The sequence below is a fragment of the Sinorhizobium terangae genome, from assembly GCF_029714365.1.
In the GTDB taxonomy this organism is placed as follows: Bacteria; Pseudomonadota; Alphaproteobacteria; order Rhizobiales; family Rhizobiaceae; genus Sinorhizobium; species Sinorhizobium terangae.
Map to the genome: position 1 here is coordinate 897,432 of NZ_CP121660.1, position 15,352 is coordinate 912,783.

14 protein-coding genes are annotated in these 15,352 nt (G+C 62.3%); 5 read left to right on the forward strand and 9 right to left on the reverse strand.

Going from position 1 to position 15,352, the window contains the following annotated elements; translation table 11 throughout:
* Nucleotides 1-9: 9 nt before the first annotated feature.
* The 4 genes from QA637_RS22885 to QA637_RS22900 form a co-directional block, all read right to left on the reverse strand.
* Nucleotides 10-1,092 carry a substrate-binding domain-containing protein gene (locus QA637_RS22885; RefSeq protein ID WP_153437262.1) on the reverse strand — a complete coding sequence of 361 codons (1,083 nt, stop codon included), beginning with the start codon at nucleotides 1,090-1,092 and terminating at the stop codon, nucleotides 10-12.
* A 248-nt stretch (nucleotides 1,093-1,340) separates the two neighbouring features.
* Entirely contained in the window at nucleotides 1,341-2,357 is a 1,017-nt protein-coding gene (locus QA637_RS22890) for an amidohydrolase family protein (RefSeq protein ID WP_283067080.1), read from the reverse strand.
* A gap of 40 nt (nucleotides 2,358-2,397) precedes the next feature.
* Nucleotides 2,398-3,090: a class II aldolase/adducin family protein gene (locus QA637_RS22895; RefSeq protein WP_153437260.1), complete on the reverse strand. Its 693-nt coding sequence runs from the start codon at nucleotides 3,088-3,090 to the stop codon at nucleotides 2,398-2,400.
* A gap of 85 nt (nucleotides 3,091-3,175) precedes the next feature.
* Nucleotides 3,176-4,165 (reverse strand): ABC transporter substrate-binding protein, encoded by a 990-nt coding sequence (locus QA637_RS22900; RefSeq protein WP_283067082.1) that lies wholly within the window; start codon nucleotides 4,163-4,165, stop codon nucleotides 3,176-3,178.
* 253 nt (nucleotides 4,166-4,418) lie between these two features.
* Here QA637_RS22900 and QA637_RS22905 point away from each other — a divergent pair, with 253 nt between their 5' ends.
* Nucleotides 4,419-6,032, forward strand: a complete 1,614-nt coding sequence (locus tag QA637_RS22905) for an FAD-dependent monooxygenase (RefSeq protein ID WP_283067084.1) — start codon at nucleotides 4,419-4,421, stop codon at nucleotides 6,030-6,032.
* A gap of 64 nt (nucleotides 6,033-6,096) precedes the next feature.
* Here the strand turns inward: QA637_RS22905 and QA637_RS22910 are convergent, their stop codons facing one another.
* The 5 genes from QA637_RS22910 to QA637_RS22930 form a co-directional block, all read right to left on the reverse strand.
* Complete coding sequence (locus QA637_RS22910; protein WP_283067086.1) at nucleotides 6,097-7,605, reverse strand: ethanolamine ammonia-lyase reactivating factor EutA; 1,509 nt, start codon at nucleotides 7,603-7,605, stop codon at nucleotides 6,097-6,099.
* Between the two features lie 11 nt (nucleotides 7,606-7,616).
* Nucleotides 7,617-8,855 (reverse strand): cupin domain-containing protein, encoded by a 1,239-nt coding sequence (locus QA637_RS22915; protein ID WP_283067088.1) that lies wholly within the window; start codon nucleotides 8,853-8,855, stop codon nucleotides 7,617-7,619.
* Between the two features lie 207 nt (nucleotides 8,856-9,062).
* Nucleotides 9,063-9,812: an IclR family transcriptional regulator gene (locus QA637_RS22920; RefSeq protein ID WP_283067090.1), complete on the reverse strand. Its 750-nt coding sequence runs from the start codon at nucleotides 9,810-9,812 to the stop codon at nucleotides 9,063-9,065.
* A gap of 314 nt (nucleotides 9,813-10,126) precedes the next feature.
* Complete coding sequence (locus tag QA637_RS22925; protein WP_283067092.1) at nucleotides 10,127-10,897, reverse strand: class II aldolase/adducin family protein; 771 nt, start codon at nucleotides 10,895-10,897, stop codon at nucleotides 10,127-10,129.
* 97 nt (nucleotides 10,898-10,994) lie between these two features.
* Nucleotides 10,995-11,312, reverse strand: coding sequence for a non-heme iron oxygenase ferredoxin subunit (locus tag QA637_RS22930; RefSeq protein ID WP_225109150.1), 318 nt, complete (start codon nucleotides 11,310-11,312; stop codon nucleotides 10,995-10,997).
* A gap of 221 nt (nucleotides 11,313-11,533) precedes the next feature.
* On the opposite strand from QA637_RS22930, the gene QA637_RS22935 reads away from it, so the two are divergent.
* The 4 genes from QA637_RS22935 to QA637_RS22950 all read left to right on the forward strand — a co-directional run bounded on the left by QA637_RS22935 (nucleotide 11,534) and on the right by QA637_RS22950 (nucleotide 15,340).
* Entirely contained in the window at nucleotides 11,534-12,820 is a 1,287-nt protein-coding gene (locus tag QA637_RS22935) for an aromatic ring-hydroxylating dioxygenase subunit alpha (RefSeq protein WP_283067097.1), read from the forward strand.
* A gap of 71 nt (nucleotides 12,821-12,891) precedes the next feature.
* Nucleotides 12,892-13,413 (forward strand): hypothetical protein, encoded by a 522-nt coding sequence (locus QA637_RS22940; protein WP_283067099.1) that lies wholly within the window; start codon nucleotides 12,892-12,894, stop codon nucleotides 13,411-13,413.
* Nucleotides 13,414-13,496: 83 nt separating this feature from the next.
* Entirely contained in the window at nucleotides 13,497-14,336 is an 840-nt protein-coding gene (locus QA637_RS22945; RefSeq protein WP_153437250.1) for an IclR family transcriptional regulator, read from the forward strand.
* A 2-nt stretch (nucleotides 14,337-14,338) separates the two neighbouring features.
* Complete coding sequence (locus QA637_RS22950) at nucleotides 14,339-15,340, forward strand: FAD-binding oxidoreductase (protein WP_283067102.1); 1,002 nt, start codon at nucleotides 14,339-14,341, stop codon at nucleotides 15,338-15,340.
* The last annotated feature ends 12 nt before the right edge of the window (nucleotides 15,341-15,352 follow it).

The window sequence follows — 15,352 nt, forward strand, 5'->3', positions numbered from 1 at the left end:
AGTGCAGCCTCAGTTCTCGAAGCGCTTGCCGACCTTCGCGACCGTATCCTTCGTCACGAGCTGGGCGCGTGTGTCGAGATTGGCGGCCGAGATGCCACGGTCGATCTGCAGGTAAAGCTGCATCACCGGCCAGAAGCCCTGCAGGAACGGTTGCTGCCCGAGCGAGCCGGTCAGGTTGCCGGCAGCGATGCCTTCCTGCTGGGCCGGACCAAGGTCGAAACCAAAGGCGCAGAACTTGTTTGTCCACCCCTTCTGTTCAACGGCCTTGACCAGCGGCGGTGTGAAGACGTTGTTGGCGGTAAAGGCGCCGACCACGTCACCGCGCGACTCGAAAAGCGACACAAGCGCGTTGACCGGATCGTTCGGGTTTGTATCGATGCCGACGTTCTCCGGACCGGCATCGACCTTGAAGGTGTCGAGCTTGCCGGCATCCTTCAGCGTCTTGACGATTGCGTTGAAGGCGGCGGTAACGCGGTTGTTGACCTCGATATTGCCCATCGCGGTCGACGACGGCAGCAGAATCGACCCGGACGTGGCGCCGCTGTCGAGCACGCATTTGGCCAGCGCCTCACCGCCGATCGCGGCAGCCGAAGCGTCCTGGCCGGTATGGCTGATGCTGCTGCGGTTAACGATCGTGCCGTCGAAGGAATTGGTCGTGGCGACCGGAATGCCTGAGGCCTCGGCGGCCTTGACGATGTCGTTATAGGCCCCGGCCTGCGGCGTCGTCATGATGATCCCGTCGATCGTCGGATCCTGCACGATCTGGTTCAGGATCTCGATTTCGCGGGCGGGATCGTCCACCGGCGACTCGGAGCCGAGCAACAGGATGTTGGCGCCGATCATGTTGCCGGCGACCTTGGCCCCGACATAGACCGGATCGAAGAAGCCGTTGCCGGCCGTGTGGGTGACGATGGCAAAAGTCAGATGGCCGTCGGCCGAATGGAAATTCTTCGTTTCTGGCGCTTCCTTGGCCGCTTCATCGAAGTTGTAGCCGCCGACTGCCTTTTCGACGCTGCCGGATTGGGCAAAGCTGTTTTGGGCGCAAAGAGATAACGCCGCGACCGACGCCGCGTACAGTAGAACTCGCCTCATGTTGGTCCTCCCTTGTGGTCAAGGGTCGGAAGCCGTTCGGGCGGATGTAACGAGAGGGTCCGAAAAGCTTCCTCCCATTTGCCAAGATGCTAATATTCTGCGCATTCCGGTCGAAGTAAATGGTGAACTCACCAAATTGTCGTATTTATTAGGCCGGTTCGCGTTCGATGATCGGTACGGGTGATAACGTCTTGCGCTGTCGACGCCGGCGGGGCGCACCCATCGCCGGCCTCGACTGCCCCCAAACTTCAATGCGGGGAAAGCCCGAACAGCGCCTGAGCATTGCGGAAGCAGATCTTTTCGAGATCCTCCTTGGGCAGGTCGAGGCTGTTCAGGATTCTCAGCGTGTCGCGGATATAGCCCGGGCCCTTTTCCGGATCGAATGGCGAGTCGGACGCAAAGAGGATGCGGTCGCTGCCGTAGAATTCGAGACCGCAGAGCGTCGCCGCGCGCGAGCCGAATACTGCGGTGTCGGCATAGAAATCCTTGAAATAGTCGAGCGGGCGCTTCTTCAGCCGCTTGAGCACGAGCGACAGGTCCTCGTCCGAGGTCCGCTTGCCGAGCTGGTCCCAGCCGGGACCGACACGCCCTTCGAAATAGGGGACCATTGCCCCCATGTGATGGGCGAGAACCTTGAGAGCCGGAAGCCGGTCCATGAAGCCGGAAAAGACGAGGCGGGCCATGGCAGCGCTGGTCTCGTAGGGCCAGCCGAAGGTCCACCAGATCTCGTATTTCGATTTGTCCTCCGTCGCATAGTCCGGCATGGACGAGGTCCGGGACGGGTGGAGCAGCACAGGCTTGCCGTGGCGGGCAGCGGCTTCGAAGATCGGAAAAAAGCGCTCCTCGTCGAGCGGCGCGCCGTTGACGTTGGTGTGGATCTGCAGGCCGTTCGCGCCGAGTTCGGTGAAGGCGCGCTCGGCTTCCCTGACGGCCGCTTCGGGAGCGTTCATCGGGAGTGCGGCGACGAAGCCGGCGAACCGCTCCGGGTGCTTCTCGACGAGTTCCGCCAGGCCGTCATTGCCGAGCTTGGCAAACTCGGTTGCCAGTTCCGGACCGCCCATGGCTTCGAGCGGCGGCATGCCGAGCGAAAGGATCTGCGTATAGTCCCTGAACTCGTCCATGACGCGGAAGCGAGCCTCCAGGTCGTAGATACAGGGGATGCCCTGCATCCTGCGGCCGATGTCCTTGCCGGCCCCGTCGAGCTGTTGGATCCTTTGCCACAGCGCTTTCGGGAAAAAGTGATTGAACGCATCGATGTAGTGCATCGTCTTCCTCTTGGTGCGATTTGCTGGTGGGTGCCGATGATCAGCCGCGCTTCAGGCGCCGGACGAGATAGGCGAAAGTGGCCTTGAACATTTCTTCGCGGAACATGTGCCGGCGCTTCGCCTTGATATCCTCCGGCTTGCCGAGCGCCTTGGCGCCGCCCGCCGCCTCGACCCAAAGCTGCATCATGCAGGCGGTTTCGAGCGAAAGCGCTAGGTAGATCGCCTGTTCGATGCTGGCGGCGGCGGTGACGATGCCGTGGTTCTGGAGCAGCATGGCGCCGTGGCCGCCGAGTGTCGCGGCAACCGCGCGGCCGCGTTCGGCCGTGGTGATCAGCTCGGTCGTCTCGGAAAAGACGGGCAGCCCTTCCGAGAAGATCGACCCGGCATGGCCGATCGCCTGCAATGGCTTGCCGAGTGCGGAGAAGCTGACGGCGTAGGGCGCATGCGTGTGGACCACGGCATTGATGTCGGACCGCGCCTTCAGCACCTCCGAATGGATGTAGACCTCGTTGTGGCGGCCGAGATCACCGGCGATCTTCTCGCCGTCGAGGCCGACGGTGATGAGGTTGTCGAGCGTGATTTCCTCAAGGCCGATCTTCGAGGCCTTCATGTAGAAGCGATCCGGCGCATCCGGCACGCGCACGGAGATATGGCCGCGCGTCCAGTCGCCCTGTCCGGCCTGTTCGAGGATCTTGCCGGCCTCGACCATTCTCTGTTTCACGTCCTCATGCATCGTCTTTTGCTCCGATGGCTCATTGCTCAGGAAAGGATTACCGCTCGGGAGGGCTGCTCCGCCCGGGTCTTGCAGGTCGCAGGCGCTACACACGGTGCTTGTCCCCCCGCTTGCGACCCTGAGACACGTCGAGGAAAAGCTCGGAGAGCGGCACCTTGCGATCGATCAGGCCCTGTTCGTGGGCATAGCCGACAACGGTTTCGAGCGTCTTGCGGTTCTGGCCGTCGAGCCCGTAGGCCCACGGATCGTCGCCGAGAATTTCCTGCTGCTCCTCCCAGGCTTCGCGGTACCAGGCGAGCGGCACGATGCGCGGGTTTTCCATTCGCCGCATGGCGATGCGTTTCGCCTCGTTGAACGCCTGATATAGATTGATCGGCACCCACGGATGGCGCTCGACAATCTCGGGCCGAATGCCGAGAACATGCATGATGGGGAAAATGCCGGTCCGCTTGTAATAGGCGATCTCCTCCCGCTTGTAGTCGGGGAAGAGCCGGCCGACGCGGGGATCGCGCCTAACGATGGGCTCGATCAGGTCGGGATGGAGGAGCGCGTCGATCTCGCCGTCGAGCAGCATCTGTTCGACCGACTTGTCGTCGGGCAGGCGGTGAAGCCGGAGCCCTTCCGGCGGCATGAAATCGACATCCTCGTCGAGTTCGGCATACCAATCGATCGATTTGTGCGGGACGCCATACTCGCTTTCGAGAACTCCGCGCAGCCAGAGCGTCGCGGTGACGAGATAGCTCTTCACGCCGACCTTGCGGCCGATCAGATCCTTCGGTTCGCGGATTCCGCTTCGGGTGTTGGTGAAGATGAAGCCGTGTCGGAAGCGGCGATGCAGGAAGACCGGGATTGCCGCGAAGGGCAGACCCCGTGTCTTCGCGGCGATGTAGGACGACAGCGACACCTCGGCAACGTCGAATTCGCCGTTCCTCAGAAAACGCCAGTGACGCGTCGTCGAATCCATCTCGGTCAGGATCGTCAGTTCGATCCCGTCCGGCCGTACGTCTCCCTCTTTCAGTGCCCGCACGATCTCGTAATCGCCGCAGGCGAGCGTCAGCTCGATCTTCTTCGTCATCCGTTCCTCCCCACCTCATGCGAGCCCTGCGGCATCAGCGAACGCACCATGCGCCAAACGCGATTGGAATGTCCAGCAAAATCTCACTATTTCTCGTAATATGAGATCTTATGATTTTCCATTTGACGGATGAAATAATCTGAAAGTACAAGTCACGCATCCTGTCGAACAGCGCTTCCGGCATCGTGGCTATGAGCGGGGCGAGTGCGCCAGATCCGGTTGGGTCGTCAACAAATGGTGATGGAATCTTAGCATGCGCGAAACGGATGTCCTTATTGTCGGTGCCGGACCTGTCGGGCTGACGCTTGCGATCGATCTCGGCCAAAGGGGCGTGCGCTGCACACTGATCGAGAAGAAGGCGGCGCCGGAGTTCCTGCCTAAGATGGAGCGCTGCAATGCGCGAACAATGGAGATATTCCGGCGCATGGGGCTTTCCGAGCGGATCAGGGCGGCCGGCCTGGACGCGTCGATCCCGATGGACGTCTATGTCGTACTTGCGATGAACGAGCCGCCGCTCTTGCGGTTGCCTTATCCGTCGGTTGCCGAGTCCCTGGCGGAGATCGCGCGGAGCACAGATGCCTCGCAGCCGCTCGAAGCCTATCAACTCATTTCGCAATATACGCTGGAGCCGCTGCTGAAATCGGTCGCCGAGAGCCTGCCGAGCGTCACCGTGCGTTATGGCTGCGAATTCCTGTCGCTCGAACAGGACGGAGGCGGCGTGACTGCCCGGACCGCGGATGCGACGGGTGCGATCGAGCATTTCCGCGCCAAGTACCTGGTCGGTTGCGACGGCGGCGGGAGCCCCGTACGCAAGCAGCTCGGCATCAAACTGCGCGGCGAGGGGAACCTTCTGCATCTGCGCCAGGCGCTCTATTACAGCGAAACGCTTTATGACCGCATTCCGATCGGGGAAGGCCCCGGGCGCGGGCGGCACTATCATGTCGCCGACGGGCAGGCGACGTTCCTTATCATGCAGGATTCGACCAAACACTGGACGCTGCATGCCGTCGTCGAACGTGACGAGGATATGGCCGAGCAGTTCGAAAAGGCCGTCGGCACGCCGGTCGACTATACGATGCTCTATGTCGGGCAATGGAAGCAGAACCTGCTTCTGGCGGATCACTACGGCGCCGGACGGGTCTTCCTCGCGGGAGACGCGGCACACCTCGTGATACCGACCGGGGGCCTTGGCATGAACACCGGCGTCGGTGACGCCGTCGATCTCGGCTGGAAGCTTGCGGCGGTGCTGCAGGGCTGGGGCGGACCCAACCTGTTGCGCTCCTACGAGATCGAACGACGGCAGGTGGGTGATCGGAATGTCGGCGCCTCGCGTTATGCCTCGCTCGGCCGACGCAAGTGGCGCTCTGAGTACCGGCCGGACATCCGCGACGCGACGCCGGCGGGCCTGGCGACACGCGACAATCTCGCGCGTGTCGCAGACGTCGAGCAGCGCAAGACCAACGAGATGATCGGCGCCGAGCTCGGTTATCGTTATGTCGGCTCTCCTGTCATCACCGATGAGCCCGGAGGACCGGAACACCTCTTCCGCGAGTACCATCCGACCACCTGGCCCGGCGCCCGGCTGCCGCATCTCTGGCTCGACAACGGCGAGCCGGTGCAGGACCGCATCGGCCAAGGCTATATGTTGCTGAGGCTCGGTGGCACGGGCGCCGACGACGGCGCTCTCGGCAAGGCTTTTCGCGCTCGTGGCGTGCCGTTCGGGACGATCGATATTGCGGAGCAGAGGGCGCGCGATATCTATGGTTACAATCTCATCCTCGTGCGCCCCGATATGCATGTCGTCTGGCGTGGGAACCAGGCGCCGGAGGACGCGGCTGCACTGGCGGCCATGGTGACAGGCCACTGAACGGCAAATGCCGCGAAGCCTCGGAGGCTTCGCGGCAGGCGTAGACAGCGGTCGATTGCTGCGCTCAGTCGCGGTCGAAAGCTTCATGGCCGAGACCGAGGCTCGGGAAGACCAGCGACTTGATCACCACCGGTACGGCGCCGGACGTTTCGAGCATTGCGCCGATGTCGATGAAATCGAACTCGTCGAGCTTGATGCCGTCGATGGAGACGAGTTTCGAGATGCCGGCCTCCAGTTTGCAGTGCATTCCGACAAGGCCGCCGATATCGCCTTCACCGACGAGGATCAGCGGATGACCGCCTTGAAGGATCGGCGCCAGGCCTTCGACGATGCCCCGACAGAAATCGTCGAGGCGCCGATAGCTCGCCGAGCCTTCCCATTCGTAGCAGACGGCCACCGCACTCTCTCCGTCTGTGAGGTCGAGCCGCGCCAGGCTCTCCCGCACCGCTTCGGCGATGGCGGCCGCATCGATCTCTTCACCGAAGGCGAGCGCCGGCTTGATGACCGGCACGTTGCGCACCGGTAGTATGTCGAGCGGATCGACGAAGATCGTGCTGCCGCTCACCTGCACCGTATATTGCGAGGCGCCGACGACGGTTGCGCGGATGCCCTGTTGGGGGCGCTCCAGCCGCGGAGACCAGTTCGCCAGGCGCTGTCGAAGTTCCACGGCAAGAAGGGGACCGAGGTCGCTGAAATCCTGTTCCGCATCCGCATAGAGGAATTCGGAAACACCGCCCGAGATCATCACGACGTCGGGCGGGGTACCGGCCGGCAAAGGAGGCAATCGATGGAGGTCAGCGGTTTCCCGCCGCATCTCGCCCCCCTGCATGGCCTCGAACAGCACGTCGACCATCGACGCTGCGATGCGTTGAGCATCCTCGGCCGTCAATATGGCGCCGAGGTCGACTGCGACCCCCGCACGACGCGCAAAATAATAGCCTGCCTCTTCGATCCGCGTGATGCGACGATCGGCGTCGAAGGCGATGACGCGCGCGCCGACATCGATGGCGCTGATATTCCGGATCGCGCCGTTTTCGCAGAGCGCGAGCTTCGACGTGCCGCCGCCGATATCGACGTTCAGCACCCGCTCGCGTGTGCCGGAACGCGCAACCGCGCCCGCGCCGAAGGCGGCGAGCGTCGTTTCCAGCCCATCTCCGGCGCTGACGACGACGAACTTTCCGGTCTGGGCGGAGAAGATCTCGCCGATCGCGCGCGCGTTGCGGCGGCGGACCGCGACGCCGGTGAGGATGAGAGCACCGGTGTCGATCGCGTCCGGCCTGAGACCGGCTGCCTCGTATTGCTCGGCAATAAACGCGCCGAGTGCCTCCGCATCGATCTCGTTGTCGCCCGCATAAGGCGTCAGCAAGACCTCGGACTGATGCAGCAGCGTGCGCTCCACCACCATGTAGCGCGTATCGAGCCGCTCGAGCACGATACGCGAAAAGGCAAGGTGAGAGGTCGACGAACCAATGTCGATACCGACACTGGTCAGCCGGATCTCGTCTTCGAGTTCCATGCTGCGGCCGACATTCGAAAAGAATATTCGGCCGCCCTGTTCTTCTTCCTCTGACATCACTTCGCCAATCAGACGACCGTCGACATCTTCTTGGTCGTGTCGGCCGGCTTCTCGTACCATTCCGGCTTCATGCGGATATCCACGCCGTTCCGCTTGAGATGCGCCTCGTATTCGTTGCGGATGAAGGGATCTTCCATCCAGTAGGGGATGGCGGTGCCGCCCTCATTGACGTCAATCGCCGTATAGTCGGTATGCTTTTCGCCAGGTGCGCCCGGATCGCGGCCGGGGTTGTGCGGGCCGAACCAGGCCATCAGCCGGAAGGGCTCCTTGGAGACGCTGAAGTGCTGGTGGTACCAGCGGGCGCCGCCGGGTGCCGCCGTCACCATGCCGAACGGGCCGTAGTCGAGGCGACGCACCTTGTCGGCGTGGCCGTCCTTCCAGGGGTTGACACCGTATTGTTCCGGCCAGGTATAGGTATAGCCTTCGCCCTTCAGGCAGATCAGGATCGCCGCCGAGGTGTGGGCGTGCGCCTTGGAATAGCGGCCGTTCTCGTGCTGACCGATCCAGTAATAGAAGGTATTGTTGGTCATGAAAGGCTCGACGCGGCGGTAGCCGGGCGAGCGGCGGTTATCGAGCGGCAGTTCGCAGTTGACGGCGTCCGGCAGGAAGTTCGTCCGCCGCATGGCGAGACCACGCACAGGATCGGGCTCGATCTCTTCGCGATATTTGTAGAAGTCATCGGCGCCCGAAAAGCGGTCGCGGAAGACGTAAGGGTTGTTGAAGACTGCGTCGACGTTCTGGAGTTGGTTGAGCACGTTCGGCGCCGTGGTGCCGCCGAGCAGCAGCGCCGGGCTGTTGGTGGCATTGACGATGCGGTGCCAGGCATTCATCGGGATGGAGAACATGGAGCCCTCCTGCCACTCGAAGACATGCTTGCGGCCTTCGCCCTCGAGCCAGACCTCGGTGGAGCCGCGTCCTTCGACCACGATGTAGATTTCCTCATACATGTGCTTCTCGGGATTGAGCGCGCCGGCGGCGGGAATCTCAACGAGGTGGCAGCCCCATTTGGTTTCAGTGCCGTAGAGTTGGATATAAGTGCCGTTGCCGCCCGTCCGCTTCCACGGCTTCAACGGCAGATTCTTCACGCTCGAAACACCGAGATCGCGAAAGACCGGAATGCCTTCCTCTTCCATGAACTGGTCATAGGGCGTCGGCTGCTTCTTGAATTCGCCGAAGCCAGCCTTCTTGGTGCCGGCGGGCTCGTGCCAATGCGTACCGGTGCCGCCGCCAAGTGGGTCCTGATGCATTCCTGTCTCCTCTCGGTTGTCGCAGTCGGGCAGGGCGAGCCGCGCTCGCGCCGGGGAAGCGTGTCTGCTCCGGATTGCCCGTTTCAGCCAAACGCTAACAGACGGAGGGAATGACGGTAGTGCGTTTTCGGAAAGGCCTCCTTTCCGATCCGATCGAAAGTCTGCGCGGACATTGGCAAGCAGAGAGGGCGCGTACTGCGTCGCTTCTCAGCTGCGCGCGACGGTTTTGGAAATGATGCCGGCGCAGAACAAGACCCGCTCGGCGACGTCTTCGATCATTTTCGGGTTGGTGCGGGAGTCCCGGAGAGTCAGGCTGAGACTGCCGAGAATTTCCGAACGGCTGTCGAAGACGGGCGCCGCCACACCGGTGACCCCGGGGGTCACATCGCCAGTCGTGCTCACCCAGCCTCGCTGCCGGTGTTCCCTTAGCGCGGCCTTGACTTCCTTCAGTGTCGTGCCAAGGCCGGCAGCGGCGAATTGTTCCGGTACCAGGCCATAGAACTTGCGCAACTGATGGTCGGGCAGATAGGCGAGGATTCCGAGCGATGCTGCGCCGTGAAGGAGCGACCGCCTGCGTCCGCGCTCGTAGTTGCTGTGGATCGTATCCGTGCCGCTTTCCTGGTGGACACAAAGCACGTCGAACCGGTATCGGCGGCAGAGGAGGGCGATGCCGCGAAACTCGCTGGCAAGCTCTTCCATCACCGGCCGCGCCGCCCGGATGAGCACGTCGCCCGTCCGTATCTTGTAATCGAGCTCGACGATCCGCGGCCCGAGCATGTAGCCGACCGAGGGCAGCGAAGTGAGAAGGCCCGCGTCCGTTAGCGTTTTCAAATAGCGATAGAGCGTCGAACGGGTATAGCCGAGCCGTTCATGCATCTCATCGAACGTCACGGCGACGGCGTCCTCGCCGCTGTCGAAAAGATCGAGGATGCCGAGCATCTTCTCATGGCTGTTCACGCGACGGACTCCCGAAGGTCAGCAGAACGGGAAGCGGAAAAGAGGAAAGATCGCGGAGACAGGCCGATTGATGACGACATCGATACTTGTACTCGAAGCTTAAACGGCGCGGGTGGCTCGTTCTGCGCGACGGACCGGAGATTACCTGTCCGTCAATGTGGGATTCGCGCGCATTTTGGGCCAGCCCATCGCTTCCATCAAGCGGCAATTTGAGAGGCCGTGCCGCCCGGCCTCGTTGAGGTTTCTTGGCCACAGCGCCGCGCGTCTTTTGAGACGCGCGAAGGACGCTGTAGCATTTTGAATTGCTGCCTGGTTCAGGCGGCCGCGTTCCACGCTTCGGGGAAGATGCCGTCCCGGATGGCGCCGCGTGCGTAATAGCTCCAGAGCTTGCGGATGTGATGCCCACGCCTGAAACCATGGGAGAAGGACTCGATTTCGGCTTCGGTCAGCGGCTTCACCTTGCCGATCGCAGCGGCGCGATAGGCGGCCTCGGCGTTCTCGACGAGATGAACCGAATCGATGAAGACGCCGCGCACCGTTTCGGCGGTGACGATCTGCCCGTGCGCGCGGATCTGCATGGCGTGGTGCGGTCCAAGGGTCGCGACGATGCCCCGTCCCCTTTCGGCATCATCCACATGGGCGGGATCCGGATGAACCGGGATCCCGCTCTTCCAGCGGATCGCATGGTTCTTGAAGGGCAGCAGCGGGACGTCCTCGACCAGCGTGAAGACGTTGGTCACGTCGTGGTGGAAGTGCGCGATCGAATTGACGTCCGCCCTTGCGCGATAAATCTCACAATGAAGGAATACCTCGGAAGGCGGTTTGACGCTCGAGGGGCCGGACACGACCTTGCCGTCAAGGTCGCAGACGAGGAGATCGTCGGGAGACACTTCCGCACGGCTCTTCTCCTGCGGCTGGATCAGGAAGGTCACGCCTCCCGGCAAGCGCGCGCTGACATGGCCACTATACTCCAGTATTTTCAGGCTGTTGAGCAAACGTGTGCTCATCGCCACATTGAGCCGCAGGGACGCCTCGGATGGTGCGTCCGCTGCCGCCGCGCTGTCGCTTTTTCCATGAACCTGCATGCGTTCCTCCGTGAGATTGAATAAATCCCACAATATACGACTTTATCGTTTCCGCAAGCGCGCCAGATCATCACTCACCGGCCGCGCCTGAGGCGCGTCAGACCTCGATCGTCACGTTCTCGTTCTCGATCACGACCTTGTAGGTCTTGATCGGAATCATGCAGGGCGGCGTGACCACTTCGCCCGTGCGGATGTCGAACGCGCCGTTGTGGAAGTCGCACTCGATCGTGTGGCCGTCGAGATAGCCTTCGGAAAGCGAACCCGGGCCGTGCGTGCACAGGTCGTCGGTAACGTAGAACACGCCATTGACGTTGAAGACGGCGAGCGTGAGGTCGCCTTCCTCAACCCGTATCGCGCTGTCCCAGTCGACGTCACTCGTGGAACACAGCCTGATTCTGGTGCTTGCCTCGGCCATTCCTGGCTCCTCCTTCGTTGCTTTGCGGGCCCGCTTGACGGGGCGGTCATCAGATTGTACGTTGCTTAAAAAGAAACAGCGTTCCGTATAAAGGAACACGAAGAAAATACCTGATCGGTCGAGAACGTCAACCCGAAATTCGGAAAAGCCGCGGGACGGTCGGAAAAAGGCGATGCAAATCCGCGCACCGCGCAGGCGGTCCGCAACATGGAGGAAGTGAAATGCTCAGGAAGGAACAGAACGATCTGCTAACGCAGACAGGCCCCGGCACTCCGATGGGCGACATGTTTCGCTGTTATTGGATCCCGGCGCTGCTCGCCGAGGAACTGCCGGACAACGACTGCGCGCCGGTCCGTGTGAAGCTCCTGAGCGAACGCCTGCTCGCCTTCCGCGACAGCGAAGGCCGCTACGGCCTAATCGACGAATTCTGCGCCCACCGCGGCGTCTCACTGTGGTTCGGCCGCAATGAGCAGGGCGGCCTGCGCTGCCCTTACCATGGCTGGAAATACGACCACACCGGCCAGTGCGTCGAAGTTCCTTCGGAGCCGAAGGAAAGCGGTTATTGCGGCAAGATCAAGCTGAAGTCCTATCCGCTGATCAAGATCGGCGACATTCTCTGGACCTATATGGGGCCGGCCGAAAAGCAGCCTCCGCATCCTGAATGGGAATTCGCGCTCGTTCCCTCGGAACAGACCTTCACGTCGAAGCGCTGGCAGGAGTGCAACTGGCTGCAGGCCATGGAAGGTGGCATCGACTCCAGCCACGTGTCCTGGCTCCACAGCGGCAATCTCAACAGCGACCCGCTCTTCAAGGGCGCGCGCGGCAACAAGTACAACATGTCCGATGCGAGACCCTTCTTCGAGGTGACCGACAACGAGGGTGGTCTGTTCATCGGCGCTCGGCGCAATGCCGAAGAAGGCCACTACTACTGGCGCGTCACGCCGTGGGTCATGCCGTCGTTCACGATGGTGCCGCCGCGCGGCGACCATCCGGTTCACGGGCACTTCTGGATCCCGATCGACGACGAGAACTGCTGGGCCTGGAGCTTCGACTATCACCCGGTGCGTGCGCTGACGACGGAGGAGCGCGGGGCGATGAAGGCCGGAAAAGGCATCCACGTCGCCTATGTGCCCGGAACCTACCGGCCGCTCGCCAACAAGGACAATGATTATCTCATGGACCGCGAGGCCCAGCGCAAGGGCATCACCTATTCCGGCGTCGAAGGCATCGCCATGCAGGACGCCTCGCTGCAGGAAAGCATGGGTCCGATCGTCGATCGCAGCAAGGAAAACCTGGTGTCGACCGACAACGGCATCATCATGGCGCGCCATCGTCTGTTGAAGGCCGCCCGCGCCCTGCGCGACAAGGGCGTTGTTCCCCCTGGCGTCGATCCGGCGCATCACCGCGTCCGCTCGGCGGCGATCGTGCTGCCCGTCGACAAGTCCTATGTCGATGTCGCCGAAGAGGCGCTGACCGTGATCGAAGGCAAGGCGCCGACCAGCGTTTGAGGCTGCAGCCATCATGGTGAGCCCCGGCGCGATGCGCCGGGGATGCTGCCGCATCAATGAGGAGAAATGTCATGCAACTCGGACTGAGCGAAAGTGCGCGCTTCGCCACTGCGGAGGAAGCCCGTTTCCGTATCGAATACCCGAATTCCAGCCCACGCAAGTCGCGTGTCATCGCCCTGGATGAGCCGAGTTTGGCGCTGCTCAGCACCCTTGCCGACATGTCGTGGAGCGGGGCGCATTTTTTGCGCTACGTGGGTGCAAAGGGCGCAACCGATTCGCTCCACATGCTGCCGGTCGACGCGGTTTTGGAGGACCTTGAAGGCAGGACTGTCAGTCTCGCCGACGAGATCGCCGATGCCGATATCATCGTCATGATAACGACGGCCGGCACTGCAGCGGATGCCGCTGAAGTGATCGGCAATGCCTGCTTCGTCCGCAACAAGCTGACAACCGGCCTGGTGCGCAACGCCGACAGTGTCTCGGCGGAAGATCTTGCGCGCACGCTGACGACCATGCGTCCTTTCGCGGCAATGCTCGTGATCTCCAACGGAGACGAATATGTCGGCGAAATGCTGAGCGCGCTCAGGGTTTGAGATCAGCAGGGTGGTGATGTGAGACCATGACAACTGTGTTATGGACGAGCCGTAACTCTCGCGATGAAACGGACAATCACGTCATGAACGCACCCACCAAACCACCCGCGCGCGGAGGAAAAGGCCCCGCCGGCAAGCGCAACCGCCTCTCATCGGTCACGACGGCGATCCGTCTCCTGAAGGCTTTCTCGGAGGATGAGGCCGAGATCGGCGTCAGTGCGCTGGCGCAAAGGCTGAAGGTCGCAAAGAGCACGGTCCATCGTCTGGCGGTGACGCTCGTGACCGAGGGCTTGCTCGAGCAGAACCCGCAAACGGAGCGCTATCGGCTTGGGGTCGGGCTCTTCGCTCTCGGTACACTTGTCCGCCGGCGCATGGATCTTTCGAACGAGGCGAGGCCCTACCTGTTCGACCTGCGCAAGCTGACGGGCGAAACAATTATTCTGGGCGTCCCCTCGGATGGAGAGGTGATGCACGTCTACGATCTGGAAAGCCCGCAGGCCCTGGCGATGAAGTCCGACCTCGGTGCGCGCAAGCCCGCCCATTGCAGCGCCGTCGGGCGCGCGATCTTCGCCTTTGCGCCGGAGCAGGCGGTCGAGCGCATGCTGGCTGGGCCGCTGCAGCGGCGAACGGCGAAGACAGTTACCGATCCGGTGCGCCTGAAGGAGATGCTGGCCGAGGTCCGCCAGCGGGGCTTTGCCATCGAAGACGAGGAAAGCGAACCCGGAATCCGGGGCATTGCTGCCCCGGTGCGCGATTCGACCGGCGCCGTCGTTGGCGCCGTTGGCATCGCAGGTCCATTGCAGCGGCTGTCCCTTGAGGTGCTTGAAGGCTTTTCGCCTGCGCTTCTCGAAGCGGTCGCCGCCATTTCATCCCGCCTCGGTTACACGGCGGCCTTTCGAGAGAGATACGACCTAGGGAGTTGAACATGCCGGCAATTGCACTCAAGGGAAGCGATGTCCAATGGACTTGCGGAGATGGCGACACGATCATGCGCTCGGCTTTGCGCGCGGGCCTCGGCTTTCCCTATGAATGCAATGTCGGCTCCTGCGGCAACTGCCGTTTCGATCTTCTCGAAGGCGAGATCGAGGAACTGCGTCCCGATGCGCCCGGTCTCAGCGATCGCGATCGGGAGCGCGGCCGCCGGCTCGGCTGCCAGGCTCGCCCGCTGACGGATTGTGTCGTAAAGCTCCGGCTGATGCCGCAGTATGAAAGCCACTTCCCGCCCGTGCGGCAGCAGGCGGAACTGATCGAAGTGCGCGACATCACGCACGACATCCGCGAGTTTCGCTTCCGGCTGGACAGGCCGGTCCGCTTTCTCGCCGGCCAATATGCCTTGCTCGATCTGCCCGGCGTCACGGGTAACCGCGCCTATTCTATGGCCAATACGGACAACGACGCGGGCGAATGGCATTTCCAGATCCGCCGTGTGCCGAACGGGGCCGCGACGGGCAAGCTCTTCGACGACCTTGCGGTCGGCGATCGCATCGGTGTCGACGGTCCCTACGGAATGGCCTACCTGCGGGCCGAATCGGACCGCGATATCATCTGTCTTGCCGGCGGTTCCGGTCTTTCGCCGATGATATCGGTTACTCGCGCCGCCGCGGCGACGCCGCTCCTGGCTGGACGGCGGATCGACTTCATCTACGGCGGACGGACGGCTCGCGACATCTGCGGCAAGGACATACTGGCCGAACTTCCCGGTTTCGGCTCCAATATCCACTACCATCCCATCGTTTCCAGTGACGACGAGGCCTGGGATGGCCATTGCGGCTTCGTGCACGAGCTGGCGGCAAAGCTCTTCTCCGATCGCCTTCCCGAATGCGAGGTCTATTTTGCCGGTCCTCCGCTGATGGGTCAGGCGATCCAGAAGATGCTGATTGACCTCGGCGTTCCGCCGGCCCAGGTTCATTTCGACCAGTTCTACTGACGGTGAAAGGCG

Bases quoted from the DNA above. Each gene is read 5' to 3' on its own strand.
- QA637_RS22945 (WP_153437250.1), top strand. From the start codon at position 13,497: ATGAACGCACCCACCAAACCACCCGCGCGCGGAGGAAAAGGCCCCGCC.
- QA637_RS22890 (WP_283067080.1), bottom strand. From the start codon at position 2,357: ATGCACTACATCGATGCGTTCAATCACTTTTTCCCGAAAGCGCTGTGG.
- QA637_RS22950 (WP_283067102.1), top strand. From the start codon at position 14,339: ATGCCGGCAATTGCACTCAAGGGAAGCGATGTCCAATGGACTTGCGGA.
- QA637_RS22915 (WP_283067088.1), bottom strand. From the start codon at position 8,855: ATGCATCAGGACCCACTTGGCGGCGGCACCGGTACGCATTGGCACGAG.
- QA637_RS22900 (WP_283067082.1), bottom strand. From the start codon at position 4,165: ATGACGAAGAAGATCGAGCTGACGCTCGCCTGCGGCGATTACGAGATC.
- QA637_RS22905 (WP_283067084.1), top strand. From the start codon at position 4,419: ATGCGCGAAACGGATGTCCTTATTGTCGGTGCCGGACCTGTCGGGCTG.
- QA637_RS22895 (WP_153437260.1), bottom strand. From the start codon at position 3,090: ATGCATGAGGACGTGAAACAGAGAATGGTCGAGGCCGGCAAGATCCTC.
- QA637_RS22940 (WP_283067099.1), top strand. From the start codon at position 12,892: ATGCAACTCGGACTGAGCGAAAGTGCGCGCTTCGCCACTGCGGAGGAA.
- QA637_RS22925 (WP_283067092.1), bottom strand. From the start codon at position 10,897: ATGCAGGTTCATGGAAAAAGCGACAGCGCGGCGGCAGCGGACGCACCA.
- QA637_RS22910 (WP_283067086.1), bottom strand. From the start codon at position 7,605: ATGTCAGAGGAAGAAGAACAGGGCGGCCGAATATTCTTTTCGAATGTC.
- QA637_RS22930 (WP_225109150.1), bottom strand. From the start codon at position 11,312: ATGGCCGAGGCAAGCACCAGAATCAGGCTGTGTTCCACGAGTGACGTC.
- QA637_RS22935 (WP_283067097.1), top strand. From the start codon at position 11,534: ATGCTCAGGAAGGAACAGAACGATCTGCTAACGCAGACAGGCCCCGGC.
- QA637_RS22885 (WP_153437262.1), bottom strand. From the start codon at position 1,092: ATGAGGCGAGTTCTACTGTACGCGGCGTCGGTCGCGGCGTTATCTCTT.